Below are 26,389 nucleotides of genomic sequence, written 5' to 3'. Positions count from 1 at the left end.
GCTCACGAAATCATTTAAAGAGTAAACAAGACCTTAATGAACAGCAGACAATCCGCCATTCGCGATTTATCTAACATTAAAGACTTTATCCGCTGGACCTATACGCGCTTTCAAAATGCCGATTTATTCTATGGTCATGGTACAGATAACCCTTGGGATGAAGCCGTTCAATTGGTCATGGGGGTGTTAAAACTGCCATTAGATTTTGATCGTGACATGCTAGATTGCGCCCTCACTCAAAACGAAAAGAAGCAAATAATCAAACTTGTCCATCGTCGCATTAATGATCGTGAACCCTTGCCATACTTGCTGGGGGAGGCATGGTTTATGGGCTTACCATTTTACGTAAGCAAAGACACCTTGATTCCTCGATCACCGATTTTGTCTTTGTTGGAATGCGAATTCTCACCTTGGTTGATGCATTACCCCTTTAACATTTTGGACATGTGCACTGGTTCAGGCTGCCTTGGCATTGCCGCATCCTTGGTGTTTGAAGATGCTAGGGTTGATATAACAGATATCAGCGAAGCCGCCCTCGACATTGCTGAGAAAAATATACAACGCCATCACCTAGAAGATAGGGTACAGAGCATTCATTCTGATATGTTTGCTGCTTTACAAGGCAAGCAATATGAATTGATCATTTGCAATCCTCCATACGTAGACAAAATGGATTTTGATACAGCACCGCAAGAATTTCATAATGAGCCACAATTGGCACTTACCTCTGGGGAGGATGGCTTGGAATTTACTCACAAATTCCTAGGCCAAGCGGCCCATTACCTTAAGGATGATGGTATTCTTGTATACGAAGTTGGCAACACGGAAATCGCTCTACAAGAAGCCTATCCTGACACGCCTTTTATGTGGGTTGAATTAGAGCAAGGTGGCAACGGCGTATTTATCTTAACCAAAGAACAATTAAACGAACTATTACACGAGCAGAATTAATTTATGTCCGGCAATACTTTTGGCACGCTTTTTAAAGTCACTACTTTTGGTGAAAGTCATGGGATGGCCTTAGGCGCCATAGTCGATGGCTGTCCTCCAGGTATTGAGATCAATGAAGCCGATCTACAGCGCGATCTCGATTTGAGAAAACCAGGCACATCAAAGCACACTACGCAACGTCGTGAACCTGATGAAGTTAAAATTTTGTCTGGCGTGTTTGAGGGCAAAACAACAGGTACACCAATCGGCTTATTGATTGAGAACACCGATCAACGCTCAAAAGATTATGGCAACATTGTCAACACTTTCCGCCCAGCCCACGCGGACTACACTTACGACCAGAAATACGGTTTTCGTGACTACCGTGGCGGTGGTCGTTCATCGGCCAGAGAAACCGCAATGCGAGTAGCCGCTGGCGCCATCGCGAAAAAATATCTTAAACAGCAGTTTGGCATCGAAATTCAAGGTTTCCTATCACAACTTGGTCCCATTAAACTGGAAACCAAAGATCTATCGCAAGTGTACGACAACAGCTTTTTCAGCCCAGATCCTGACGCCATTCCACAACTCGAAGAATACATGACGGCGTTGCGTCGTGCAGGGGATTCGGTAGGTGCCAAAATCACCGTCATTGCTCGCAACCTTATACCCGGACTCGGTGCGCCTGTATTTGACCGCTTAGATGCCGACATCGCCAAAGCCATGATGGGCATTAATGCCGTAAAAGGTGTTGAAATCGGTGATGGTTTTGACGTGGTTGAACAAAAAGGCAGTGAACACCGAGATGAAATGACACCAGAAGGCTTTTTAAGCAATCACGCGGGCGGCATTTTAGGTGGCATCTCATCGGGACAAGACATTTTAGTCAACATTGCATTGAAACCCACTTCAAGCATCACTACGCCTGGCAAGAGTATTGACCGCGATGGCAACTCAATTGACGTCATCACCAAAGGCCGTCACGACCCATGTGTCGGCATTCGCGCGACTCCAATTGCTGAAGCCATGCTGGCTTTGACCTTGATGGATCACCTGCTACGCCACCGAGGGCAAAATGCCGATGTAAGCTGTCCAACCCCAATCATAAAGGGGCAAGTCTAAAACCAAATTGATACCAAACAAAGCCGCTTCAGCATGTTGCGGCTTTTTTATTTGATTCACCACACTATAGTCAGGGAATCCAGAAAGAGAGTGTCGTTATGTCATCCGTTATTCGTATACAAGTCGGTTCCACTAATCCAGTAAAGGTCAGTGCAGCAAAAAGGGCTTTTGAACAGATTTTTCCTAATCACATTATTCATTGCGAAGGCATGAAGGCACCCTCTGGTGTAGCAGAACAGCCATTAACAGAAGCAGAAACACGATTGGGCGCACAAAATAGAGCCATCTACTGCCATCAGCATCCCATTGATTCCAACAGGCAATTTTCAGTCGCTATGGAAGGCGGCGTTGATGACTTTCAAGAAGGGCCTGCAACCTTTGCTTATGTAGCGATTATGGATCAACGAGGAAACTTGCATACTGGCCGCACCGCAAATCTGCCCTTACCAACCGCTATTTATCAAAGATTACAACAAAATGAAGAACTTGGCCCCATCATGGATGACGTCTTTAACACAGTGAACATTCGCCAAAAAGGCGGTGCTATTGGTTTATTTACCAACCAAGCTGCAACGCGAGAAAGTGTCTACAGCCAAGCGTTAATATTAGCTCTAGCACCCATTTTGCATCCAGAGCATTTTTCATCACTGTAATAGGAACCAGCCATTATGAAGTACAGATGGGTTATTTTTGATGCCGATGAGACCTTATTTCATTTCGATAATTTTTCAGGCCTCAAACAAATGTTCAAACAACATCAAGTCGATTTTGATCACACTGACTTTGAAGCTTACCAAAAAATCAACAAAACATTGTGGGTGGCCTACCAAAACGGCGCTATTACCGCCACAGAACTTCAAACAGAACGTTTTGATGAATGGTCAAACCGACTCGGCATCAGCTCGCACGAACTAAATCAAAACTTTCTTCATGCCATGGCAGATATCTGCAAACCCCTACCGGGTGCTAAAGAACTGGTAAGTCAACTACAGCAAGCTGGAATCAAAATGGCCATGATGACGAACGGCTTTACCCAGCTGCAAACCATACGTTTAGAACGAACAGACATGCAGCATTTCTTTGACCACCTGATCATTTCAGAACAAGTAGGGCATGCTAAACCCAGTCCGATCATCTTTGATCATGCCTTTGAAAAGATGGGGCAGCCAGCCAAACATCAAGTACTCATGGTAGGAGACACATTAGAATCTGACATTTTAGGAGGCAACCAATACGGTATTGACACATGCTGGTTAAATCATAACAAGCAAACATCCACAAACCTTACTAGCGACATTATCCCCACTAAGTCCGTTGGCAGTCTGATGGAGCTGAACGCCTGGTTATTTAACTAGTCATTAGTGAATCACATTGCTTAGCTATGTATCGAGATACAGATAAAAAAGGATACGAATATAATTCGATTAAACAATTTAGATCACAACGAATAAAGAGAAAGCTGTTAATCGCAATTCGTATAAGCAATAGAAAACTGGCAAACAAAGAGATAGGAATAGAACTTTAAATGATCGTGATTTCACACCTATTATTTCCGATAAATGTTATTATCGGAAATAATAGGCATTAGGAAAATAACTTACAGTTTTGGTTGTACTTTAGCCTTTTCAATTAGTTAAGTGATTTATTAAGTTATGCTGACTTGGTCTGCCGTCTTCTGAGTGTTAACTCTTCTGATGTTTCACGCGCTATTTAAACTACTCCGCATTTATCTCTGTGCTTATTAACAGCAAAACAAAATACGCTGGTTGTCTTATAGCGCGTTAAAACGAGTGAATGTTTGCGACTATGCTGTCATCCATAGCGCCTTAATTTTTTTGAAAACCTAAAGGTAATTCTTGAACGAGGGATTGGCTCATTACTTCTTGGCAAGCCAAAACCAATAAACAACGAAAGCGATAATTAGTATTCCAAATAGATTTATGAGCATGCTCAATACCTTTTATTTCCTTTTTGATGACTTGTCTAAATTCTACGATCATGAGTTCTAAAAATTGAACTTCAAATACACTTCTGATAAATTTTCTGTGGAATGCTTACAATATCATTACATAAATAGAAATAAGTTTATATTTATGGAGGAGTAGATTTTATGAAAGGAAATAAAACTAAACATAAAAGTTTCATTAGGTCGTTATGTTTCTTAACATTAATGACAGTATCATCCATCGCGATATCTCAACAAAATAGCCCCACCCTAGACCCCGAAGGAGATGGACAGTGGGGGGAATTAAAAAGCTGGCCGCTAATTCCATTGCACATGCTTACCCTGCCTGACGGAAAAGTACTGTCATTCGGAACGAATGAATATGGGATGCAAGGCGGCTCTTTCATTTTTGATGTGTATGACCCAGAGAATGATATACACTTCACTTTACCCAATCCATTGCCTACGGACATCTTTTGTTCTCATGTCGCGCTTGATCCTACAACCGGTAAAGTACTTATTTTTGGTGGTGATGCGCGTAAATCTGGACCAGGTAATGCACTCGACGGTGTCAACGCACTGACAATATTTGATCCAAAGACATTTTCTTTAACCGCTTCATCACAGACCATGGAGTATGCTCGCTGGTACCCTACCGTTGTCACCCTGTCTAATGGAGAAATTTTGGTGTTGGGCGGTCGAGACTTGGCACAAAACGGTAGCTATATCCCTGAAGTTTGGAACTCATCAAGCGGGTTTAGAGAGTTAACAAATGCAGGTATTCCAGACTATTTGGGAGATGTAAACGACGCTTTCTCACTGGATGAAGGCTGGTGGTATCCACATGCGTTCCAGCGTTCTAATGGCGATGTGGTCGTTATCGATGCTTATGGTAACGACGTGTACATCATGAATACCAGCGGCACAGGAAGCCTAACGAACGCTGGCACCCTGCCTTTTGATAGCCACAAGATGGATCCATCTATTATGTACGATGTTGATAAAGTCTTAATGGTGGATATTGATGGTGGTCTTTGGTCAGTCGACCTTTCAACAACCACGCCAACCTATACCGAAGTTGCACAAATGCCCGACGGTCGCACAGCGGCTAACATGAATGTTCTCGCAGACGGCTCAATAGTAATAACCGGTGGGACGGACTACGACCAGGCTTTTGCAGGCCAAGGTAGTGACCCCGTCGATTTGGCAAATGCGCAATATGACGCCTTGCGTTATATCCCCCAAACGAATCAGCTTGTCACATTAGAAGCCGAGCAGGTTGCTCGTCTTTATCATTCAGCGGCTGTTCAGCTTGAAGACGGGCGTATCATTTCAGGCGGAGGCGGTGCGCCTGGCCCGCTACAAAACTTAAATGCGCAGTTTTTTACCCCCGATATTTTTTATGAAAGCAATGGCTCACTTGCCACTTTGCCAGTCATTCAATCCATTGACAAAGTCGCCGACAACGGTACTCAGATAACGATTGAAGTAAACGATTCCTCGGTTATCAGCCGTGTTGGTGCGGTTCGTTCGGGCGGTGTGACGCATTCAACCAATTCTGACACTCGTTATCTTAGCCTAAATTTTTCAATCGTCGATTCAACCACCATAGTGGCAGATTTACCTAATGCCAATATCATGATTCCAGGTCACTGGATGCTTGCCGTTGTTAACAATGCTGGTGTCCCATCAACCTATTCATCTATTGGTGTGGGCGTGGCATCTGACTTTTTTGATGGGTTTGGGTCACTTTCTGCTGCAGCAACGCCTTTACGAAAAGACCAGCCCAACATTAATGGTGCATTTAACGTCGATGCTTTAGCGCGCTTTGACGATTTAGATGGCGGAAATTGGCAGCGTATTTTTGATTTTGGTAACGGCCCAGCAGTGAACAATATTTTGCTAGGGCAAGTTGAGAATACCAATACCTTAGTGTTTGAAATTCACAATGGCGATACTTTCGCTACGTTAAATGTACCAAATGCCATCATTGAAGGTGAAACCGCGCTATTTTCAGCTAGCGTTAGCGACACTGGTTTCATGTCAGTTGCTAAAAACGGCATTCCTATTGGGTCAATACAAGGGATAGTTCCGCTAGACGTTGACAGAAACCTTGAACTAGTAGGTTACTCTAATTGGCCGGAAGATAGCCCGCTAATTGGTGAAGTATCGAGCTTGGTGTTTACCGGTAATGTTGATTACCCCGACTCTGCTTATACACCAGTACCAACTGGCTTAGATTTTTTTGCGAAAGCGGTCGTTCACTTCGACAACCTTGGTGGTGGTGCATGGCAACGGGTTTTCGATTATGGTGACGGCCCTGCAACCAACAATATATTACTTACCCAAGTTGTTTCGGGGAATACGCTGCGATTTTCTTTCTGGAAAGACAACGTAGAACACTTTCTTGATATACCTGGCACCATTGTGCAAGGCGAATCAGCAACCTTTATTGCGCAAATCACACAAGACGGACAACTACAACTGTTTAAAAATGGTGCGTTAATCGGCAATTTACAAGCACCAACACGGCCTGATGAGGTCGACAGAACAAACAAACTCATTGCATCATCTAATTGGGTTGCGGATACCCCGTTAATTGGCGGTGTCACCTCTATTTTAATTGATGAAAATGGCAGTAACCCAATCCCGACAGGCTTAGCATTTTTTGCAGAAGCCACCGTTCGCTTTGACGATATTGCCTCAGGTACAGGGCAGCGGGTTTTCGATTATGGAAACAACGACGCCACAAACAATATTACGCTCTCTCAAGTCAACAACACGACAACCCTACGCTTTTCTTTTTTGAAAGATGGTACAGAATATAAGCTTGATGTTTTAGAAGGCATTGAAGAAGGCAAGCAAGTCACGTACAGAGCACAAATTGACACCAACGGTCTCATGTCTTTGTATAAAAATAGTGCCTTGATTGGCGAGTTTGATGCGGCGACAACGCCTGTTCGAGAAGACAGACCCAATAAACTAGTCGGGTCATCTGCATCGACTGGGAATGTCAGTACAACCCCCTTAATTGGTGAACTGATTTCCATCATTGTGGATGAAAATGGCAGTATTCCACTATTGGATAATTTGGTCTTTTTTGCCGAAGCAACCGTTCGTTTTGACGACCTTGGTGGTGGTGCATGGCAACGGGTTTTCGATTATGGTGACGGCCCTGCAACCAACAATATATTACTTACTCAAGTTCTTTCGGGAAATACACTGCGGTTTTCTTTCTGGAAAGACAACGTAGAACACATCCTTGATGTGCCTGACACACTTATATTAGGCGAAACCGCAACCTTTACTGCGCAAATTACCTCAGATGGGCTGATGCAACTGTTCAAAAATGGAGACATTATAGGAGAGTATCAAGCAACAACGCTTCCTGAGAATGTTGAGAGAGTAAACAAACTTGTTGGCGCGTCAAATTGGACTGCAGATACGCCACTAGACGGAGAAGTATTGTTTATTACAGTACTTGATAACCTGTAAAACGAGTATTGTCTTGTATTCCCTGCTTGCAAATCGATGCAAGTAGGGAATGCATTACGCCATCGCAATTGAGAAGGAAATCCTCTATTTACCTACTATGCGCTTTTTCTTTTATGTTCTCTTTAATTCTTTTCTGATGATGTGTCTGAGTCTGTTGGCATTCATCACCACAGTGACCGAAGATAAAGACATGGCGATTCCAGCAATAATTGGGCTAAGTAACCAGCCAGTGATTGGATATAACATTCCGGCAGCGATGGGTATTCCTAAGCTGTTATAGGCAAACGCTCCCCAAAGGTTTTGCTTAATATTGCGAATGCTTGCCTTACTCACAGAAATGACGTCTACCAAAGCGTTAAGGTTGTTATGCAATAAGGTGACGTCCGCACTTTCCATGGCAACATCAGTCCCCTCGCCCATAGCAAAGCCAACATTTGCTTGTGCCAGTGCAGGCGCATCATTAATGCCATCACCTATCATGCCGACAATATACCCCTGACGTTGAAGAGATTGAATCCGTGCCAGTTTATCTTCTGGCATCAATTCCGCATGATATTCATCCAGCGCTAATTGAGTGGCAACCTGCATGGCGTTTATTTTTTGATCACCGGTCAGCATTACCAATTTAATGTCCATGTTTTTTAGTTTTTTCAATGCATTAGGAACACTTTCTTGAAGCGGATCTTGCAATAAGTAGTGGCTTAACAATGTGTCTCTTGTGAATAGATAAACATGACTCCCCGACTCCATGGTATTTACAGAAGCAGGCACTGAAAGCCCTATTTGATTCAACAACTTGTCATTACCAAGGTAATACCAGGTATTTTGATATCGACCACGCACACCCAAGCCGGGCAAATTCTCATATTCTGTTAATAGGAGGCCATCAAGTGAATTCTTGCCCAAGTTTTGATGAGTGCCCTCTTGATCTATATAGTCAAGTAACGCCTGAGACAGAGGGTGATTCACTTTGTTTTCAAGGGCGTTAATCATGGCATGAAGAAAGCCAATTTGAGCACGCTCATCTAGCACGTTTGCTTTTATGACTCTGGGTTTTCCTTGTGTGAGAGTACCGGTTTTATCAAATACTAAACAATCCAGCTTGCTGGCCACCTGCAAAGCGTCACCATTACGAATCAGTCCTCCAACCTCTGCGGCTTTACCGACACCTATCATGGTTGAAATTGGCGTTGCCAAACCAAGTGCGCATGGGCAAGCAATAATCAGCACAGAAACCGCCGTTACTAGCATATAGGAATAATCATGGGCATCTGCAAAGTGGTACCATGCTAACGCGGTCAGTATGGCGATGATGATAACACTTGGCACAAAAACCGCTGACACTTTATCGGCCAACTGGCTAATGGGGGGCTTGGAGTTTTGCGCGCGACTCACCAAGTCGACTGTTTTTGCAAGCTGAGTTTGTTTACCCGTTTTAACAACGTCAATCAAGACACTGCCATTGGTATTGATGGTACCTGCCTTAACTAGATCCCCAATGCCTTTGTGAACTGGATTAGACTCTCCCGTGAGCATGGCTTCATCTAAATAGGACTGCCCTTCTACTACCTTACCATCAACAGGCACGGCATCACCTGAGCGCAATCTAAGTACATCACCCACCTTGACCTGCTCAACCCGCACAGGAACATCCTTACCATCACGAACAAGAATGGTTTGTTTGGGGGCAAGATCTAATAACTTCTGCAACGCTTGATTGGTTTTTCTTCTGGCTTTAACCTCAAGCGCCTGACCCAGGTTAATTAAACCAATGATCATTACCGCCGCTTCAAAGTACAAATGTCGAGTATTGATAGGTAAAAAGTCTGGGAGCAGCACTACCAACATGGAATATAACCAGGCACTGCCCGTACCAATGGCAATTAATACATCCATATTGGCTTGATGCAAACGAACTGCTTTCCATGCGCTTATGAAATAGTGCTTACCCGCGAAATACATGACTAAAGCGCATAATATACCAATAATACCCCACACAATTTGATCAGTGAGCGAGCTCACCATCATACTTCCACCCAATAGACCGTACAACATAAGAGGTATGCCAAGGGAAAGTCCCATTAAGGATGACGTTATTTTGTGACGATATTCTTCGGCATCCTTTGCCATTTTTTGTGCTGCGTTTTGCTGAGCGTCCGCCACCAATTCACCTTGATAACCCGCTTCGCTAATGGCTTCTAATAAGTCTTCAATAGAGGCAGAACTTCGTACTTGTGCAAGATGACTGGCAAAGTTGACATCAACATTTTGTGTCCCTACCACTTTTGTTAAAGCTGACTGGACGCTATTCACACAACCTGCGCAAGTCATGCCTGAAATGGCAATTTGATAATCCGTCGCCTGTGTTGTTTCTCTTTCGGCTTTCTGTTTTTCTACTCCAGCGTCATGACTTAATAACAAGCTGCTGGCTTCATGTTTGAGTGTGTTTTTACTTAAAGCAAATCCGGCTTGTTCAACGGCTTGCTGAATTTTACCCAAGTTTAAATTTGATATAACCTCTAATCGATTCGCTTTTGGCTCACCATTTACGTCAGCTGTTGGACTCATTACTTGAATCTGTTCGCGGATTTTTTGAACGCAAGCTTGGCAACTCATACCATAAACAGACAGAGATACCTTATCTTTATGCGTCACTGTCATGATCGTCCTCCAAAACCTTTTTATGTTGAGAGACGTCTTCCCACTCTTCTATTAAGCAACAAATAGAATGTCCGTTCGGCATTCCATCAGGCATGGATTCCCAAGCAGACAAAGCACTTTCCATTTTGGCAAGATGAGCTTGTAACTGGGCGATTTTAGCCTTTGTCTCAGGAACCTTTTTCTGCAGTAAATCGCGTACTGTAGGACAAGGAGAATCGCCATTATCGGCTTGCTGTAAAATGTCTTCGACTTGTCTAAGACTAAACCCCAGTTCTGTTGCTTGGCGAATAAACTTCAGTCTTTGCAAAGCTGTGTTGTTATACAGCTGATATTGGTTATCAGGATGTCGCTCTGCTGTGATTAGGCCTAAGCGTGTATAGTGCCGAACGGTATCGGGTGTGACTAAAGCTTTCTTTGCTATCTCAATGACGCGCATACAAGCTCCTATTGTCATTTTTGCTGAAAAGGATAATGGATACTGACAGTATAAAACCTATGAGTTACACATAGGTCAAATATTGACACAAAAAAAAACCGACTCGCATTTCTACGAGTCGGTTGGATTTCAAAGTCACCCTTAGGGCTTGTAATGGCAAACCTTAATGTAGCTTTAATTTAGGCTTTACTACCTTACCAATTTTTTGAGCCGCCATAATCACTGTGGCTTTAACCCAGCCGTGAATGGCAATTAAATGCAATCGATACAAAGAAACATACACAAAACGCGCTAAGCGGCCTTCGATAAACATAGAGCGACTGCTCAAGTTGCCCATCAAACTGCCCACGGTACTGTAGCGACTTAGATTGACCAGAGAACCATAATCCTTGTAGACATAATCTTTTTGGCTTTCTCCTAAAAAGGATGACTTAATGTTATCGAATACCAAGGATGCCATTTGATGAGCGGATTGCGCACGTGGTGGCACAAAAGAGCCATCTGCTTGCTTGCAAGCGCAGCAATCACCAATCACATAAACATTGTCAAATTCTGTCGTTTGCAAACTGGGTTTTACCAAAATCTGATTGTTTCTTGTGGTTTCAAAACCTTCAATTTGCGCAATAAAATCAGGCGCTTTTACACCCGCAGCCCAAATCATTAGATTGGCTTCAATAGTGTCTTCATCCGCTGTTTGGAAACCGCCATCAAAGGCGCGGACCACACGCGTTTTTTCGCTGATTTTAACGCCCAAATTAGCAAGTTCTTTGGCTGCCAAGCCAGCAATACGATCTGGCAAAGCTGGCAATATTCGATCACCAGCTTCAATTAACTCAACTTGCACACGCTTACCAGACATTTCTGGCATGCCGTAAGATTTAAGCAATTCTGCCACGTGGAAAAGTTCCGCTGAAAGTTCAACGCCCGTGGCACCACCACCAACAATAGCAAGTTTAAGTTTAGAATCACCGCCCTCTTGGTGAACACGTAAAAACTGTTGCAATAAGGCTTGCTGAAAACGTTCAGCTTGTCGATGAGAATCTAAGAAATAACAGTGCTCGGCAACACCAGGGGTACCAAAGTCGTTACTCACGCTGCCCACTGCCATAACCAAGATGTCGTAACTCAGACTGCGTTCCGGTAGAACCTGATGACCTTTATCGTCGTCAATTGCTGCCAGCGTTAATAATCGCTCTTTGGGTTCAACATTAATCAGGGTACCAAGTTGGAACTGATAGTGGTGTTTAGCAGCATGGGCACGGTAATTTAAACCATCATTGTTGATGTCTAATGAACCTGTCGCCACCTCATGCAGTAAGGGTTTCCAAATATGTGTTTGGCTTCGATCAATCAGAACCACCTCGGCTTGGCGTTTTTTTCCAAACACCTTGCCCAATTTGGTAACTAGCTCTAATCCGCCAGCACCACCACCTACCACCACAATCTTTTTCATATGTGCCACCTAATAAACATTGAATTATCGGGAAAAGATTCCACAAAACCCTTTCCCGATAAAACATTAAGGTCGTTTTATTATCAATGATTCAGTCGTTGTACCAAGAGTTTATCCAGGGTATTCGCAAATGCCATTCTATCTTGTTGACTGAAACTGGCTGGACCACCAGTCTGTACACCAGAAGATCGCATTTGCTCCATGAAATCCCGCATATTTAAACGCTGACGAATATTTTCTTTGGTGTAAAGTTCTCCTCTAGGGTTAATTGCTAGAGCACCTTTATCAATAATTTCAGAAGCCAGTGGTATGTCTGCCGTAACAACAATATCTTCGGCCGCCGCCTCTTCCACTATGTAATTATCTGCCACATCAAAACCAGAGCTCACAACACGACGCTCTACCCATTTAGAAGGTGGAATGGAAATGGCTTGGTTAGCAACAAGAATGCAAGGAATCTGGACACGTTCAGCGGCACGAAACAGAATGTTTTTAATGACATTTGGACAAGCATCCGCATCAACCCATAAACGCATAAAGACTCCTTATTGAATAAGGATTTATTATCATCCAGAGAAATTTTTAAATCCAGTGACAATATAGAAGAAAACAAGGAGGCAATGCCTCCTTGTTGTGTTTAGAAATGACTAGAGAATTACATATTTGGATAGTTTGGACCGCCAGCGCCCTCTGGCGTTACCCAAGTAATATTCTGTGATGGATCTTTGATGTCGCAGGTTTTACAGTGAATACAGTTCTGTGAATTAATTTGGAAACTCGATTCACCCTCTGCCTCAATCACCTCATAAACACCAGCCGGACAATATCGCTGAGCAGGCTCAGCAAATTTTGGTAAGTTGGTATCGATTGGAATATTATCGTCGGCCAAGCGCAAGTGGCATGGCTGATCTTCCTCATGATTGGTATTCGATAAAAATACCGAAGACAATTTATCAAAGCTCAATAAGCCATCCGGTTTTTTATAATCAGGGGCAGTATGTTTATCAGCCGTCTCAAGGCAAGCGTAGTCTGGCGTCATATCATTGAAGGTAAAAGGAAGATTACCTGCAAAGATGTTTTGATCTAACCAGTTATACGCACCGCCCCAGAAAGTACCAAGTTTATGCATCACAGGAACAAAGTTGCGCGCCTGTTGCAATTCCTTACCCAACCAAGACGACGCTAAAACCTCATCGAAATGAGCAAGCTCAGCCACAAAGGTGTCCGCTTGCAAAGCCTCATAAACGGTATCAGCAGCAATCATGCCGCTTTTCATAGCGGTATGCGTTCCTTTGATTTTCGCAGGGTTAAGGGTTCCTGCATCACAACCAATAATCAGCCCACCAGGGAAGCTGAGTTTTGGCAGCGAAGACCAACCACCTTTGGCGATTGCTCGTGCACCATAGGAAACGCGTTTTCCGCCTTCAAGATGTTTAGCAATTAATGGGTGATGCTTGTAACGCTGAAACTCATCATAAGGACTCAAATATGGGTTCTTAAAATTTAAATCGACAATCAATCCAACTACGACCTGATTGTTTTCTAGGTGGTACAAGAAACCACCACCGCCAGCCTCTTTACCTAATGGCCAGCCCGCAGTGTGAATGACTGTACCTGGCTTACTCATTTCTGCTGGCACATCCCACAGCTCTTTAATGCCCAGACCGTAATGCTGCGGCGCTTTACCTTCGTCAAGTTTGTATTGAGCAATAAGCTCTTTACCCAAATGACCTCGACAACCTTCTGAGAAAATGGTGTATTTGGCTTTTAACAACATACCTGGCATGTAGCTGTCTTTTTCTGAGCCATCTGCTCCAATCCCCATGTCGCCAGTGATAATGCCTTCAACATTACCAGCGTCATCATAAGACAACTGTGCCGCTGAAAAGCCAGGGAACACTTCAACGCCTAGATTTTCAGCTTGTTCAGCCAACCAACGTGTAAGATTACCAAGACTGATGATGTAGTTGCCTTCATTGTGCAGTGTTTTTGGCATCATCCAACTGCTTAGCTGACGACCGGCACTTTCTGAGCTCAGCCAATGCAGCTCGTCCACATTTACCTTGGTCTCAAGTGGTGCACCCATTTCCTGCCAATCTGGGAACAACTCAGTTAAGGCTTTTGGGTCAACAACCGCGCCGGATAAAATGTGAGCGCCAATTTCAGACCCTTTTTCAACCAAACAAACGCTAATTTCTTTTTCATCAGCCTGAGCTTTTTGCATGATGCGGCACGCAGTGGAAAGGCCTGCTGGACCACCACCCACAATCACCACATCAAACTCCATCACTTCTCTGTCTATCATACTGCCTCCCAACAACGGCATTATTCTTGTTATGTCGCGATATTAACGCGCAAAACTCGCTTCACTCAACACCTCTACCGACTCACGGCCAGACTCAATGGCCAGATAGAATGCATTTGCTCTTGGTAAAATATGATCGCAATAAAAGATCACCGACTGACGCCAAGATTGTTTTTGCTTAACGTCCATCTGAGTGTCTTGTTGACTGGCAACTAGGGCTTTGATTTGCAACCAAGAGCCAATCACGTAACCCATTAGCATCATATAAGCATAGGCCGAACCTGTGCCCAATGTAGTGTCTTTTTGCATGGCTGATAAACAATGTTCCGTTGCTTGTTGTGCTTGCTCTAAAGCTTGTCCTAGTTTGACCAGTGGTACCTCTATGTCAGAGGCTTTCCACTGCTCTAGATCAGTCGTCATTTCGGACAACAAATCCTGCATAGCGGCGCCTTTATCGGCGTAAAGTTTACGACCTATTAAATCAATTGCTTGAATACCATTGGTGCCTTCATAGATAGGTAAGATTCGAGCATCACGAGCATGTTGTGCGACCCCTGTCTCTTCGATGAAGCCCATACCACCGTGCACCTGAATGGCTAACGAAGTGATTTCTTGAGCCTGCTCAGTAATCCAACCTTTAACAATAGGAGTGTAGAGTGCGGTTCTGGCATCCGCTTTGGCTTTTACTTCACCATCGGCAAGATGAGACAGGTCATTCTCGATAGCAGCGACATAAATCAAAGAGCGCATAGCATCAATTTGCGATTTCATGGTCATCAACATGCGCAATACATCCGGGTGTTCAATGATGAAGGCTTTGCCTGAGCGATCTGCTTTCATGCCTTGCTTGCGCTCTTTGGCATAAGACAGTGCTTGTTGATAAGCACGCTCTGCGATAGCAAGTCCCTGCAAACCAACCCCTTGTCGAGCATTGTTCATCATAGTGAACATGGCTTTTAAGCCCTGATGCTTTTCGCCAACCAAATAACCTAGCGCCCCTTCCTCTTCACCAAAACTCATCACACAAGTTGGCGATGCATGAATCCCCAACTTATGCTCCACAGAAACCACTTGCACATCGTTACGTTGTGAAGGCTCTCCAGCATCGTCCAATAAGAATTTTGGTGCTAGGAATAGCGAAATCCCTTTAACGCCCTCAGGTGCGTCAGGAAGGCGAGCTAATACCAAATGAATAATGTTATCGCTCATTTGATGATCGCCCCATGTAATGTAGATTTTTTGCCCCTTGATGCGATAAGCGTCGCCATCCGGTGTGGCTTTACAAGCAATCGCAGCAAGATCAGAGCCAGCGGAAGGCTCGGTTAGATTCATGGTGCCGGCCCATTCACCGCTGAGCATTTTTGGAAGATATTGCGCCTTTAATGCATCACTGGCGTGATGACTAATGGCTTCGATTGCCCCATGACTTAATAAAGGGCACAGAGAAAAGGCAAGATTTGCCGATTGAACACCTTCATTGACCGCTGTGGCAATGAAAGAAGGTAAGCCTTGACCACCGTATTCAGGGTCACCAGAAAGGCCAACCCAACCGCCTTCCGTGTAGGCTTTAAAAGCTTCTTTAAAACCTTTGGCTTCATACACTTCACCATTTTCAACACGTGAACCTTCGTTGTCGCCGCTGGCATTGATTGGTGCAATGACTTGCTCCGCCAACTTGCCAGCTTCGCCTAGAATGGCTTCTAACAGCGCTTGATCGACTGGCTCTTCAAGGTAAGGGGCCAACTTATTAATATCAGCAACAGAAAGAAGGCTAAACAAAATATCATTAACAGGATATTGATAGTCGCTCATTTTTTATTCTCCGGTATAGTTTATCCGAGCGGATGCATACCCTATAGAATGGAAAAAGAAAGCCAATTCCTCAATAACATTTCTAACCTATATTTCTAACAATTCCATTCAAACAGGCTTGCAACAGCATCTTAGTGCCTGTTATCTGGGTGCTTCATCTCTTTGCCAAACTTTAAGTATTCCTCACTTTTTCGGTATTCACCGGGAGTCATTCCAGTCCATTTTTTAAATGAACGGAAAAATGCACTTGGTTCATCAAAGCCCATTAATGCCGCAATATCATTAATACTGAGCTGTGGCGCATTCATATAAGTGATGGCTGCTTCTTTACGGCACTCATCTTTAATCTGTTGATACGAGGTCTGCTCGTCATTCAAACGACGACGCAAAGTAGACACGCTCATATTCAGCGCACTGGCCACTTCATCTGCACTGGGCATTTCACGGGAAAAGTCTTTACCTAGCATAGCCATCACTTGCGACTTCAAACTGTTATCATTTTCTACCATCACCAATAACTGATAAGGCGCGGTTTTTAAAAAGCCGCGTAGACTGTCCTCTGTTTGTACAATTGGCATGTCTAAATAACTGGCGGGAAAGACTAATGCATTGGCATGCTGATTAAACTTCACTTCCGATTGGAAAAGGGTTTTGTAATATTCCACATCATCCGGTCTTTCATTGGTAAAATACGCTGCCTTTAGGTGCAAACGACGGCCAATTAACCAGCAAATAAAGTGATGCCACATAGACAAGGTGGTTCTTAGCTGCTCATTGGACTCGGGCGTCACTAAGTGTTCAATGTTTTGGTCAGACGAACTCAATGGACCAAAAGTCACCAAGGCAAAACGCCCTTTTTTGATCAACACAGGTTTTATGGTAGGGCCGCGACAAATCTCATAAAAGTCGCTGCAACGATACAAGGCATGAGCCAAACTACGAGCATGAATAATGGATAAGCACATCATCCGAAATGCGCCATTTGGAATTTTACCGCCGCTGAGCATGCCAAATGATTCGTCCTGCATTAGCCACATGAGTTTTTGATATAACATGCCAAATCGGTAAGCAGAAAATGTATCGTTTTGCTTTAATTCATCCGGCGTTATTTCTAGACTTTCTAAAACCGCGTCCTGATCAAGCCCTTGCTTCTCTACTGCTTTTAAAAGATAGCGGACACTCGACATAGGAACAGAAGCTTTCAATCTTATCACCTTAGTTTTTGTAAACAGTAGTCGGTAAGTTGTTAAGTATACGGACAAAACATAAAAAAAGGCTGCATTTGCAGCCTTTCTCATTTTACATGCTTTTGCTTAATTTTCTTCTGTAAATGCAGATAGCAACTCATCAACTGATAAATCTTCACTGTCAGTGATGATTGCGGCATTAGACGTTTTGTCGTCTTGCGGCTTTTCACTATCCGGCTTAACGAAAACAAAACGACGAGGACGAACAGCTTGTACGGCCTCTTCTTTCTCTGGCAAAAGCCCTAAACGCTCTAATTTTTTATGCGCTTGATCTTTACGCTGTTTTGCTTTTTTAGCGGCAAATCGGCGCAGAGATGATGCTTTACGAGCTTTATTTTGCTCCTTCATCATCTCTTTTGAACCCGTTTTACCCAGTTTTCCACGCATGGAGCGTGACTTTTTCACTCGAGCCATAATTTCCTCTCTTTAACGCGCGCATTGTAACAGCGAATAAAGCTTAGGTCATCTGTGGCTTAACAACTTCCTTTAAAGGCTCTATGGCCTGCCTTACGATGCTGCCCCATTTCGCCCAATAACTGACGAATTGAAGAGGTATCGTTTGCCGCTAAGGCCACGCTCAAATCGTCTAAGGTTTTAAGGGTTTCATCAATCAAAGTAACATATTCTTGCGATGCATCTTGAAGAGCTTGACCTTTAAGACCTTCCATTTCAAATTGATGAGGTCGCACATCACGTGATTTTTCAAAGGCCGCAATCAAACCATCAAGATATTGTAAGGCAGCTTGATTATCACCCGCCTTCACTTCGCTCGACAAACCACGTAAATCGCTTTTTATGTCCTGCATATAACCATGTAATGCCGTATCATCACAGCTGCCATGCGCGAAAGTCGCTGAAGACAGAAAAACAGTAAAAAGTGCACCGGCCAGCAAACTTTTTTTCATGATAAATACCCTTTTATTCACCCGTTGATTGATAATATAGTTTAGCAAGGTGCGAATACACTCACTGATTTCACTCACTGATTTCAGTGTAAAGATTGATGCGCACCTTCCTTAGATTCCCACATTGACTAACATAGCATTGATTCATTGATAGACACTAGTATTTCTATCGAGTTCAATAATGTGTCTACCGATGAGTCAGAACACATATCGAGATAAGCGCAAGCGAGAGGGAGAGTGGAAGGTTGAAAATATTACTTGGCTGGCTGGTTATTTTAAGCAGCTCATTAAGTTTGGCGGAATGCCCAGATCAAGATGCAAAAGCGGCCTCAGATGAAGTCGCTCAAAAATACGTTGCCGGAAAAACCTTCAAGCGCGCCATGGTACTTAAAAGACATTTACCCAGCAAACGCAAAGAAGTCGCCAGTTACCTTTACGTAAAATCTGACGACCTCTATTACACTGTTTTTTCACTGGTGAATTCTAAATGTGAAGCTCAAATCATTAAACGTACCAATGGTAAGCATTAATATATTATGCTTTTTCTAATAATGGCTTCTTGCTGTCACTTTCTGGCTTAGCGTCTTCTTCCTGATCTTCTTCGTCTTCGTCATCACCTAATTTGGATATTTCTTCCAACCGTTCGATTACCCTATAAGATAAAGTCTCTTCAGGGTAATCGCCATTTTCGTCTGCCACACCGGGTTCAATTCCCGTCAGCAAATGCAAGGCCTGATCAGCGGTTTCAATGGCATAAATATGAAACAACCCCTGTTTTACAGCGTCAATAATGTCGTCATTTAACATGAGATTATTTGCGTTAGATTTAGGGATAATCACCCCTTGTTGGCCAGTCAATTTACGGGCTCGACAGACATTGAAAAAACCTTCAATTTTTTCGTTTACGCCACCAATGGCTTGTATTTCACCATACTGATTGAGCGAGCCAGTAATGGCCAAATCTTGACGTAAAGGCACTTGAATTAAGGCAGACAGTAAGCAACATAATTCGGCGGTAGACGCACTGTCACCATCCACATAACCATAACTTTGCTCCATGGCAATAGAAGCCGAAATGTCTAAAGGGAAACGTTGCGCGTATTTGTTGCCTAGATAACCAGATAAGATCAGCACGCCTTTTGAGTGAATGTTTTGACCTAGATTCGACTCCCGCTCAATATCGATAATGCCTTTTCCACCAGGATACACAGTAGTGGAAATACGCGCCGGTGCACCAAAACTACTGTCACCAATTTGCATAACGGTCAAACCATTAATCTTACCCACGGCATAACCATCACTTTCCAACAAGACAGTACCTTCGATAATCTCTTCAATGATTTTTTCACTGACTCGACCGGTACGATGCTTTTTCGCTTTCAGAGCACGTTGCACGTGTTCTGCGGTGATGATGTCATCCTTCGCCATTTGACGAACAAAATCGGCCTCACCCAGCAATTCAAACACATCCCCTATTTTGGCAGCCATTTCACGTTGATGTTCTGCCAACCGGCTGCTGTATTCAATCAGAGCCGCCACCCCATCGCGGGTAACATTTGCGTATTCTTCTTTTTCAATTCGATCTTTCATCAGGCGCGCAAAGGCCAGTTCGGAATCTTTATTGCGCTTTAAACTGTCATCAAAATCAACTAACACCCGAAACATCTCTTGGAAATCAGGGTCCGCATCTTGTAGCAAATAATAAATATCCCGCGAGCCAATCAACACCACTTTCACCTGTAATGGCAAGTCTTGTGGTGACAAAGTAGTGGTGTTCATCAAGCCAATATCCGAATAAGGGTGCTCGATTTTTAGGGTTTTACTTTTTAAAGCTCGCTTCAAGGCTTCCCATAAATAATGGTCTGTAAGTAATTTCTCCGCATCCAGTATCAAGTAACCACCGTTTGCAGCATGCAAACTGCCGGAACGAATCAAGCGGTAGCTGGTAATCAACATGCCTTGATCGCTACTGTGTTCCACCTGACCAAACAAATTACGATAGGTAGGATGCGACTCATAAATTACAGGCTGACCGCCATCGACTTTATGGGTGACCGCAATATTAGGCAGATACAAATCTTCGTACATCTGACGTCGCCCTACCTCATCACGATTGTCCGTCACTTTGTCGTCAGTCACTTGATCTATGATGACTTTATCCAAATCCGCACGTAACGCCGTCAAATATTCTGTGACGGCCTCATTTTGTTGGTATTTGTCCAACAAAGGTTGCAACAATGGATCAAGCGCTTCTTTTACCGTATCCAGATTCAATTGACGCAATAAATCATAGGTTTCACGCTTCCATTGAGGAAGGCCGAGCAGTTCTTCGTTTAATAAGCCTTCTAAGGTGGAAACCCCTTCCTGAAAAGCATCACGCTCTTCATCGGTCAAGGCTGCAAATTCATTTTCTTCCAATGCCTTGCCATCCTTCATGGGCGCGAAGCTGACAGATGAGGCATCACGGAACATGGCGACACCAATCTTACCAGACACCCGCTCTACTCGGTTGATAGCCGCTTCGTATCTGTCATTGAACGCACGATCGATGACACTTTTTTGCTGCTGATACGATGGGTTTTCAAATGCGGCAGGAAAAGTTGCCATCAAACCATCGATTAAGCCCCGTATTTCTTTTTCAAACTCGGATGCCATACCGGGCTCAAATTCAATGGCTTTGGGACGATGGCTTTCGGTAAAATTATTTATATAGGCCCATTCGCTAGGTGCTGAGCGTCGTTTCGCTTCACTTTTCAAATAGCTCATAACATAGGACGAACGCCCTGTGCCAGAATCCCCCATGGCATAAATATTGTAACCGGGACGCTGCATCGCAACGCCGAATTGGATAGCCTCCACTGCTCGCTCTTGACCCAAAATACCACTTAGGGGATCGATATCTTGTAACGTGTTAAACGCTAGATGATCAGCAGGTACTTTTGCTGCTAAAGCTTCATACGGTAAAGCAGTAACCAGGTTTGACATGAAGGAGTATCCTTATCAGAAAACAAGCATTGATCAGCTTGCCAGACATTAAGTCTGTTGGTAATCAATAATTTACACTAATATTTGAGCGTTCAATCAACATTATGCACTAAGCTGCAACTGATTATCGACTGATGTTCGCTTAAAGACTCGGTGAAAGTTAGCGGCCGTTGCTTCGAGCAAAGCTTCATAACGAATGCCTTTTAGATCAGCCACATATTGAGCCACTTCAGAAACGTATTTTGGTTCATTTTTCTTACCGCGATACGGCACAGGGGCCAAATAAGGGGAGTCCGTTTCCACAATCAAAGACTCAAGAGGCAGTTTTCGAACTGTGTCTTTTAGATCTTGTGCGGTTTTGAAGGTCACTATTCCAGAAATGGAAATCAGGTAGTTTTCATCTACAGCGGCCTTTGCCATCTCATAGTCTTCGGTAAAACAATGCAACACCCCTGCGGATGTTGGATTGCCATGTTGACGAATCAACGACAAAGTATCCTGCTTGGCTTCACGGGTATGAATTATCACAGGTAAGTCCAGCTCACCAGCCGCTATGAGATGATGCTTGAAGCTTTCCTGCTGAGCCAAATGAATGGCCTCAGATTTTTCATAGAAGTAATCTAAACCGGTTTCTCCTAAGGCAATCACCTTAGGGTGTTGAGCAAGCTCAATGAGTTGTGTTTTATCACTCAGTAACCCATCTGTTTGCAACGGATGCACACCACAACTTGCATAAACTCCAGCACGCTTGGTAAAGGCCAGAATAGTGTCTATTTTTTTCAAATCCACTGAGATACTCAGCATTTGTCGCACACCTTGTTGATGTGCGGCATCCATTGCGCCATCTAGATTATTATCGTATGGCGTTAGATCCAACATATCCAAGTGACAATGAGTGTCGATCAACATAGTTCGCCTACCACTGATTTAATTCTTTTGTTAATTGCATACTGGGGTTTAAATTGGTTTTTTGAAGGTCTGCCTTTAAATTTTGTAGAGCTTGATATCGCGCTATTAAAGGGCGAATCCCCATTCTCAACAGCAAATGGCCATATATTTCTTGCAAGGCAGGGTGCAATGGCGCCCCCGCTGAATGACATAAACATTGGTGTAATATAGCAGCCAAGCCATTGCAATAATCCATTATGTTTTGCGCATCAACACCTTTTAGAATCTCTGAAATAGACGAACCTTGTTGCAGTAAGGACACCAGTTTTTGAGGCAATTCTGCATAAAGCTCGGTCTTACCTTGCTTATCAATCGCTAATAACCGAAATGGTTGAGTCGTCAACCAAAATAATTCGTTTAAAGTTTGCTTATCAGGCTGCTGACTCAACCAAGCTTCAACAGTTTGCTGATTGGGAGTCGGCACACTGACTAATAAACAACGACTACGAATCGTTGCTAGTAAGCTAGTAGATTGTGAACTGGTTAGTAAAAAATAGGTGTTATCGGCAGGTTCTTCAAGAGCTTTTAACAGGGCATTAGCGGCATTTATATTCATTGCTTGAGCATGACGGATAAGCACCACTTTAGTTTGTCCCACTTGTGGCTTTTGGGTGATTTTTTGGATCAAACTGCGAATTTGATCTACTTTAATCACCCCTTCTTCTCCGTCTAGTACACGAAAATCAGGATGGGTTTCCGCCGCCATCAAGTGACAAGAGTGACATTGGCCACAAGCGCTGGCTTGCTGGCTTTCACACATAAAATCCTTTGCCATAGCATAGGCCAAAGGCTCTTGACCAACACCCTCGGCACCAGTAATTAACAATGCATGGGACAAGCTGCCTGAGAGCTTTAACTGCTGAACCTGTTGAAGATTATCCACTAACCAAGGAGCAATGATCATAGAGTAGATCCTACTTGCCATGTTATGGCAAGTTGATCAAGCTGAGCAGCAATATCATTTTTAACAGCGTTTATGGACTGACTGGCATCTATCACTTTGACTCGGTTAGGTTCTAATTTAGCTCGCGACAAAAAACCTTGGCGCACTTTTTCATGAAAGGCCAAAGACTCTTTATCCAATCTGTCTTGTTGCTGACGTTGTGCCACGCGCTGCTGACCAACCTCCACTGGCACATCCAACAGCAAGGTAACATCAGGCTGGCTTTCTGCAACCACCCATGACGCCAAAGTGTCTATCATGCTTTTATCTCCGCCGCGGGCATCACCTTGATAGACATAAGACGAATCCAAAAAACGATCACTGATGACCCACACACCATTTGCTAAAGCAGGCTGTATTTTTTCTGCTATATGTTGAGCACGCGCAGCAAAGACAAGAAGTAATTCTGTCAGGTCACTCACTTTTTCCTCACGGCTTTGCAAAATCAATTGACGAATGTCTTCTGCCAATGGCGTACCACCTGGTTCACGAGTCATTATGAAAGAAATGTTGCGCGCATCCAACCAATCTTGAATGGATTCTATGGCAGTTGATTTACCGCTGCCTTCGCCACCTTCTAACGTTATAAATCTGCCTTTCATTGTATCGCCTTTTACTCTATTTCTTGCGGTGTGGAACGGTAATCTTCACGACGTTTAAATTGGTATTGACGTACTGCCCGATTATGTTCTTTTAAGGTATTTGAAAAGGCGTGAGAACCATCCCCCTTAGCCACAAAATACAAAGCCTTAGTCTGACCGGGTTGCAAAGCCGCTGAAATGGCTTCGCGGCCAACATTAGCGATAGGTGTCGGCGGTAAACCAAACACTCGATAGGTATTGTAGGGTGAAAAAGATTTAAGATCCTGTCGCGTGATATTGCCATCGTATTCATCGCCTAAGCCATAAATTACCGTAGGATCGGTTTGTAAACGCATACGCTTTTGTAGGCGACTGATAAACACCCTTGCTATTAAGGGGCGCTCGGCTGGAACCGCCGTTTCTTTCTCTATGATGGATGCCATTATCAAGGCTTCATATGGAGTCTTATAAGGCAAACCTTCTGCTTTAGATTGCCACAACATATCCAAGGTATTTACCAATAACTCATTGGCATGTTTTAGTATGCTGACATCCGTATCACCATCATGATAACGATAGGTATTGGCGAAAAATTGCCCTTCTGGGTGAGAAACAGGCAAATTCAATTTTTGTGCGATCTCTTCGTTCGACAAGCCAAGTAACGTCATTTCGATATTACCTTTTTCACTCATTACCTGAAGGTAATCTCGCATTGTTTTCCCTTCCAGTAATGTGATGTCATAAAAAATCGACTCACCAGAATCAAATAGCGCCATCACATCCATCAAAGAGGAACCAGGCTTAATGGCATATTCACCTACTTTAGGCACCCATTCAGATTGCAGCTTTGCTGCAATTCTGGTCCAGTATGCTTCAGGTATGATATCAGCTTGCGCAAGTCTTTGCCCCAAACTGTATGCATTATCACCCTTAACGACTTCAAATTTCGTTTCTGACTCTATATTGACAGGAGTCGTCACCCCTGAATACAGATAAACAGCAGCAACGGCTAATAGAGTAACCGTTAAAAAAGCCACTCTATATAACCACTTAACGTACGTCATGCATTTCCTTAGCTTGCAATAATCTTTGTAAATTCAATGTGTTATTTCCAATGGAAAATGTTTTCTGATCAACTCTCACAACAGGCACGATTTTCATCAAACTATTGCAAATAAAAATCTCTTCTGCCCCCAGAAGATCCTCTAATCCAAAGTTATTTTGCTGAACAGTATGAAGATTCTGGCCATTGACAATATCCAATATGACTTGTCTTAAGGTTCCTTTTACACCACTTTGGTCTAATACTGGTGTAAAGAGTTGCCCATTCTTAAACCAAAATACATTACTTTGAATGGCCTCAATAACTTTACCATTAGCATTTAACATCAAAGCCTCAAAATAATCGCTACTAAGATGTTGTTTTGCTAACACTTGTTCAAGTCGATTCAGATGCTTTATGCCAGCCAAATAAACATTTTCACTTAAAGGGACTGGCGAAACGGTAATGGCGACGCCATGATTCTGTATGGTTTGGTAATCCGGAAAGTCCATTATCCCAATAACCACTGTATGTGTCGCTTGCTCAGGCGGCAAATAACCACGACCACCCGCACCTCTTGATACCAGTATCTTTAATACCTGATCTTGTTTTATGAGAGGTAAAATTTGCTCTTGAAGAAAACCTTCTAAACGCGTTTTATCATAACTATTAAACGCCATACCGAGTCGTTCTAAGCCTAGATATAAGCGTGTTAAATGATTAGATAGGTTGTAAAAACAGTTAGGCTTGGCATGAATGGTTTCAAACACACCATCACCGTAGGCCAGACCGCGGTCTGCTGGCAAAATGGACATATCAGATGTGTAATTTATAAACCAAGTCATGGCTAATTAGCTCAATAATAAAAGTCAGCTATGATAGCGCAAAAATAGATGGCGTCCCATAGGGGGTTCGAACCCCTGTTACCGCCGTGAAAGGGCGGTGTCCTAGGCCTCTAGACGAATGGGACACAATGCACTTTTATGAAAAAGTGACGAAATGGAGCGGGAAACGAGGCTCGAACTCGCGACCCCAACCTTGGCAAGGTTGTGCTCTACCACTGAGCTATTCCCGCAAATTAAAAGTCAATCAATTGACACTTGATAAAGTGGCGTCCCATAGGGGGTTCGAACCCCTGTTACCGCCGTGAAAGGGCGGTGTCCTAGGCCTCTAGACGAATGGGACACATCAGTAAATCAACACCCTCCTCATTGGAGGATATTACAGATTAACTCTATAAAAAAGTAAGTGGCGTCCCATAGGGGGTTCGAACCCCTGTTACCGCCGTGAAAGGGCGGTGTCCTAGGCCTCTAGACGAATGGGACACAATACACTTTTACTAAAGTGTGAAAATGGAGCGGGAAACGAGGCTCGAACTCGCGACCCCAACCTTGGCAAGGTTGTGCTCTACCACTGAGCTATTCCCGCCTATCGATTGCATTTCAACAATCTCCGCCCTGCCCTAATGGCATTGCAGATTAACTCTACAAAAAAGTAAGTGGCGTCCCATAGGGGGTTCGAACCCCTGTTACCGCCGTGAAAGGGCGGTGTCCTAGGCCTCTAGACGAATGGGACACAA

General features: G+C 43.6%; 21 protein-coding genes and 6 tRNA genes. 6 read left to right on the top strand and 21 right to left on the bottom strand.

Going from position 1 to position 26,389, the window contains the following annotated elements:
- Positions 1–36: 36 nt before the first annotated feature.
- The 5 genes from prmB to ACXAH2_RS13220 all read left to right on the top strand — a co-directional run bounded on the left by prmB (position 37) and on the right by ACXAH2_RS13220 (position 7,492).
- Positions 37–951 carry a 50S ribosomal protein L3 N(5)-glutamine methyltransferase gene (prmB, locus tag ACXAH2_RS13240; RefSeq protein ID WP_475079124.1) on the top strand — a complete coding sequence of 305 codons (915 nt, stop codon included), beginning with the start codon at positions 37–39 and terminating at the stop codon, positions 949–951.
- 3 nt (positions 952–954) lie between these two features.
- A complete protein-coding gene (gene aroC / locus ACXAH2_RS13235; RefSeq protein ID WP_475079123.1) occupies positions 955–2,052 on the top strand; it encodes a chorismate synthase in 1,098 nt (365 codons plus the stop codon).
- A gap of 98 nt (positions 2,053–2,150) precedes the next feature.
- On the top strand, positions 2,151–2,705 hold the full coding sequence (gene yjjX, locus ACXAH2_RS13230; RefSeq protein WP_475079122.1) for an inosine/xanthosine triphosphatase: 555 nt from the start codon (positions 2,151–2,153) through the stop codon (positions 2,703–2,705).
- A 15-nt stretch (positions 2,706–2,720) separates the two neighbouring features.
- A complete protein-coding gene (yjjG, locus tag ACXAH2_RS13225; RefSeq protein ID WP_475079121.1) occupies positions 2,721–3,407 on the top strand; it encodes a pyrimidine 5'-nucleotidase in 687 nt (228 codons plus the stop codon).
- A 755-nt stretch (positions 3,408–4,162) separates the two neighbouring features.
- Positions 4,163–7,492, top strand: coding sequence for a galactose oxidase-like domain-containing protein (locus ACXAH2_RS13220; protein WP_475079120.1), 3,330 nt, complete (start codon positions 4,163–4,165; stop codon positions 7,490–7,492).
- A gap of 111 nt (positions 7,493–7,603) precedes the next feature.
- Here the strand turns inward: ACXAH2_RS13220 and ACXAH2_RS13215 are convergent, their stop codons facing one another.
- From ACXAH2_RS13215 to ACXAH2_RS13175, 9 genes are all read right to left on the bottom strand, one after another.
- Entirely contained in the window at positions 7,604–10,153 is a 2,550-nt protein-coding gene (locus tag ACXAH2_RS13215) for a heavy metal translocating P-type ATPase (protein ID WP_475079119.1), read from the bottom strand.
- Entirely contained in the window at positions 10,137–10,589 is a 453-nt protein-coding gene (locus ACXAH2_RS13210) for a MerR family DNA-binding protein (RefSeq protein WP_475079118.1), read from the bottom strand. Before ACXAH2_RS13210 ends, ACXAH2_RS13215 begins: the two co-directional genes overlap by 17 nt.
- A gap of 163 nt (positions 10,590–10,752) precedes the next feature.
- Entirely contained in the window at positions 10,753–12,042 is a 1,290-nt protein-coding gene (locus ACXAH2_RS13205; protein ID WP_475079116.1) for an NAD(P)/FAD-dependent oxidoreductase, read from the bottom strand.
- A gap of 83 nt (positions 12,043–12,125) precedes the next feature.
- Positions 12,126–12,578, bottom strand: coding sequence for a YaiI/YqxD family protein (locus tag ACXAH2_RS13200; protein ID WP_475079115.1), 453 nt, complete (start codon positions 12,576–12,578; stop codon positions 12,126–12,128).
- 119 nt (positions 12,579–12,697) lie between these two features.
- The gene (locus ACXAH2_RS13195) at positions 12,698–14,347 is read right to left on the bottom strand and encodes an electron transfer flavoprotein-ubiquinone oxidoreductase (RefSeq protein WP_475079113.1); all 1,650 of its coding nucleotides are present in this window, start codon (positions 14,345–14,347) and stop codon (positions 12,698–12,700) included.
- Positions 14,348–14,389: 42 nt separating this feature from the next.
- On the bottom strand, positions 14,390–16,159 hold the full coding sequence (locus ACXAH2_RS13190; RefSeq protein ID WP_475079111.1) for an acyl-CoA dehydrogenase: 1,770 nt from the start codon (positions 16,157–16,159) through the stop codon (positions 14,390–14,392).
- 131 nt (positions 16,160–16,290) lie between these two features.
- Positions 16,291–17,364, bottom strand: a complete 1,074-nt coding sequence (locus ACXAH2_RS13185; protein ID WP_475079109.1) for an AraC family transcriptional regulator — start codon at positions 17,362–17,364, stop codon at positions 16,291–16,293.
- 108 nt (positions 17,365–17,472) lie between these two features.
- The gene (locus ACXAH2_RS13180) at positions 17,473–17,820 is read right to left on the bottom strand and encodes a hypothetical protein (protein ID WP_475079108.1); all 348 of its coding nucleotides are present in this window, start codon (positions 17,818–17,820) and stop codon (positions 17,473–17,475) included.
- 59 nt (positions 17,821–17,879) lie between these two features.
- Positions 17,880–18,311 carry a cytochrome b562 gene (locus ACXAH2_RS13175; protein WP_475079107.1) on the bottom strand — a complete coding sequence of 144 codons (432 nt, stop codon included), beginning with the start codon at positions 18,309–18,311 and terminating at the stop codon, positions 17,880–17,882.
- Between the two features lie 245 nt (positions 18,312–18,556).
- Between ACXAH2_RS13175 and ACXAH2_RS13170 the strand changes: the two genes are divergently transcribed.
- Complete coding sequence (locus tag ACXAH2_RS13170; RefSeq protein WP_475079106.1) at positions 18,557–18,841, top strand: hypothetical protein; 285 nt, start codon at positions 18,557–18,559, stop codon at positions 18,839–18,841.
- A gap of 4 nt (positions 18,842–18,845) precedes the next feature.
- Here ACXAH2_RS13170 and ACXAH2_RS13165 read toward each other — a convergent pair whose 3' ends face one another.
- The 12 genes from ACXAH2_RS13165 to ACXAH2_RS13110 form a co-directional block, all read right to left on the bottom strand.
- Positions 18,846–21,296 carry a Lon protease family protein gene (locus ACXAH2_RS13165; protein WP_475079105.1) on the bottom strand — a complete coding sequence of 817 codons (2,451 nt, stop codon included), beginning with the start codon at positions 21,294–21,296 and terminating at the stop codon, positions 18,846–18,848.
- Between the two features lie 102 nt (positions 21,297–21,398).
- Positions 21,399–22,205, bottom strand: a complete 807-nt coding sequence (locus tag ACXAH2_RS13160) for a TatD family hydrolase (RefSeq protein WP_475079104.1) — start codon at positions 22,203–22,205, stop codon at positions 21,399–21,401.
- Between the two features lie 7 nt (positions 22,206–22,212).
- On the bottom strand, positions 22,213–23,148 hold the full coding sequence (holB, locus tag ACXAH2_RS13155; RefSeq protein WP_475079103.1) for a DNA polymerase III subunit delta': 936 nt from the start codon (positions 23,146–23,148) through the stop codon (positions 22,213–22,215).
- Entirely contained in the window at positions 23,145–23,789 is a 645-nt protein-coding gene (gene tmk / locus ACXAH2_RS13150; protein WP_475079102.1) for a dTMP kinase, read from the bottom strand. Before tmk ends, holB begins: the two co-directional genes overlap by 4 nt.
- An 11-nt stretch (positions 23,790–23,800) precedes the next feature.
- Positions 23,801–24,832, bottom strand: a complete 1,032-nt coding sequence (gene mltG / locus ACXAH2_RS13145; RefSeq protein WP_475079101.1) for an endolytic transglycosylase MltG — start codon at positions 24,830–24,832, stop codon at positions 23,801–23,803.
- Entirely contained in the window at positions 24,819–25,655 is an 837-nt protein-coding gene (gene pabC / locus ACXAH2_RS13140; RefSeq protein ID WP_475079099.1) for an aminodeoxychorismate lyase, read from the bottom strand. Before pabC ends, mltG begins: the two co-directional genes overlap by 14 nt.
- A gap of 49 nt (positions 25,656–25,704) precedes the next feature.
- A tRNA-Glu gene (locus ACXAH2_RS13135) sits at positions 25,705–25,780 on the bottom strand.
- 30 nt (positions 25,781–25,810) lie between these two features.
- A tRNA-Gly gene (locus tag ACXAH2_RS13130) sits at positions 25,811–25,885 on the bottom strand.
- A 34-nt stretch (positions 25,886–25,919) separates the two neighbouring features.
- Positions 25,920–25,995: transfer RNA gene (locus ACXAH2_RS13125), tRNA-Glu, on the bottom strand.
- Positions 25,996–26,059: 64 nt separating this feature from the next.
- Positions 26,060–26,135 (bottom strand) — tRNA-Glu (locus ACXAH2_RS13120).
- 28 nt (positions 26,136–26,163) lie between these two features.
- Positions 26,164–26,238 (bottom strand) — tRNA-Gly (locus ACXAH2_RS13115).
- Between the two features lie 71 nt (positions 26,239–26,309).
- Positions 26,310–26,385: transfer RNA gene (locus tag ACXAH2_RS13110), tRNA-Glu, on the bottom strand.
- Positions 26,386–26,389 lie beyond the last annotated feature (4 nt).

This window comes from Marinomonas sp. ABL3_031 (assembly GCF_056161265.1).
Note: the sequence above shows the minus strand (reverse complement) of the source record. Positions and strands in the feature narration are given on the sequence as shown.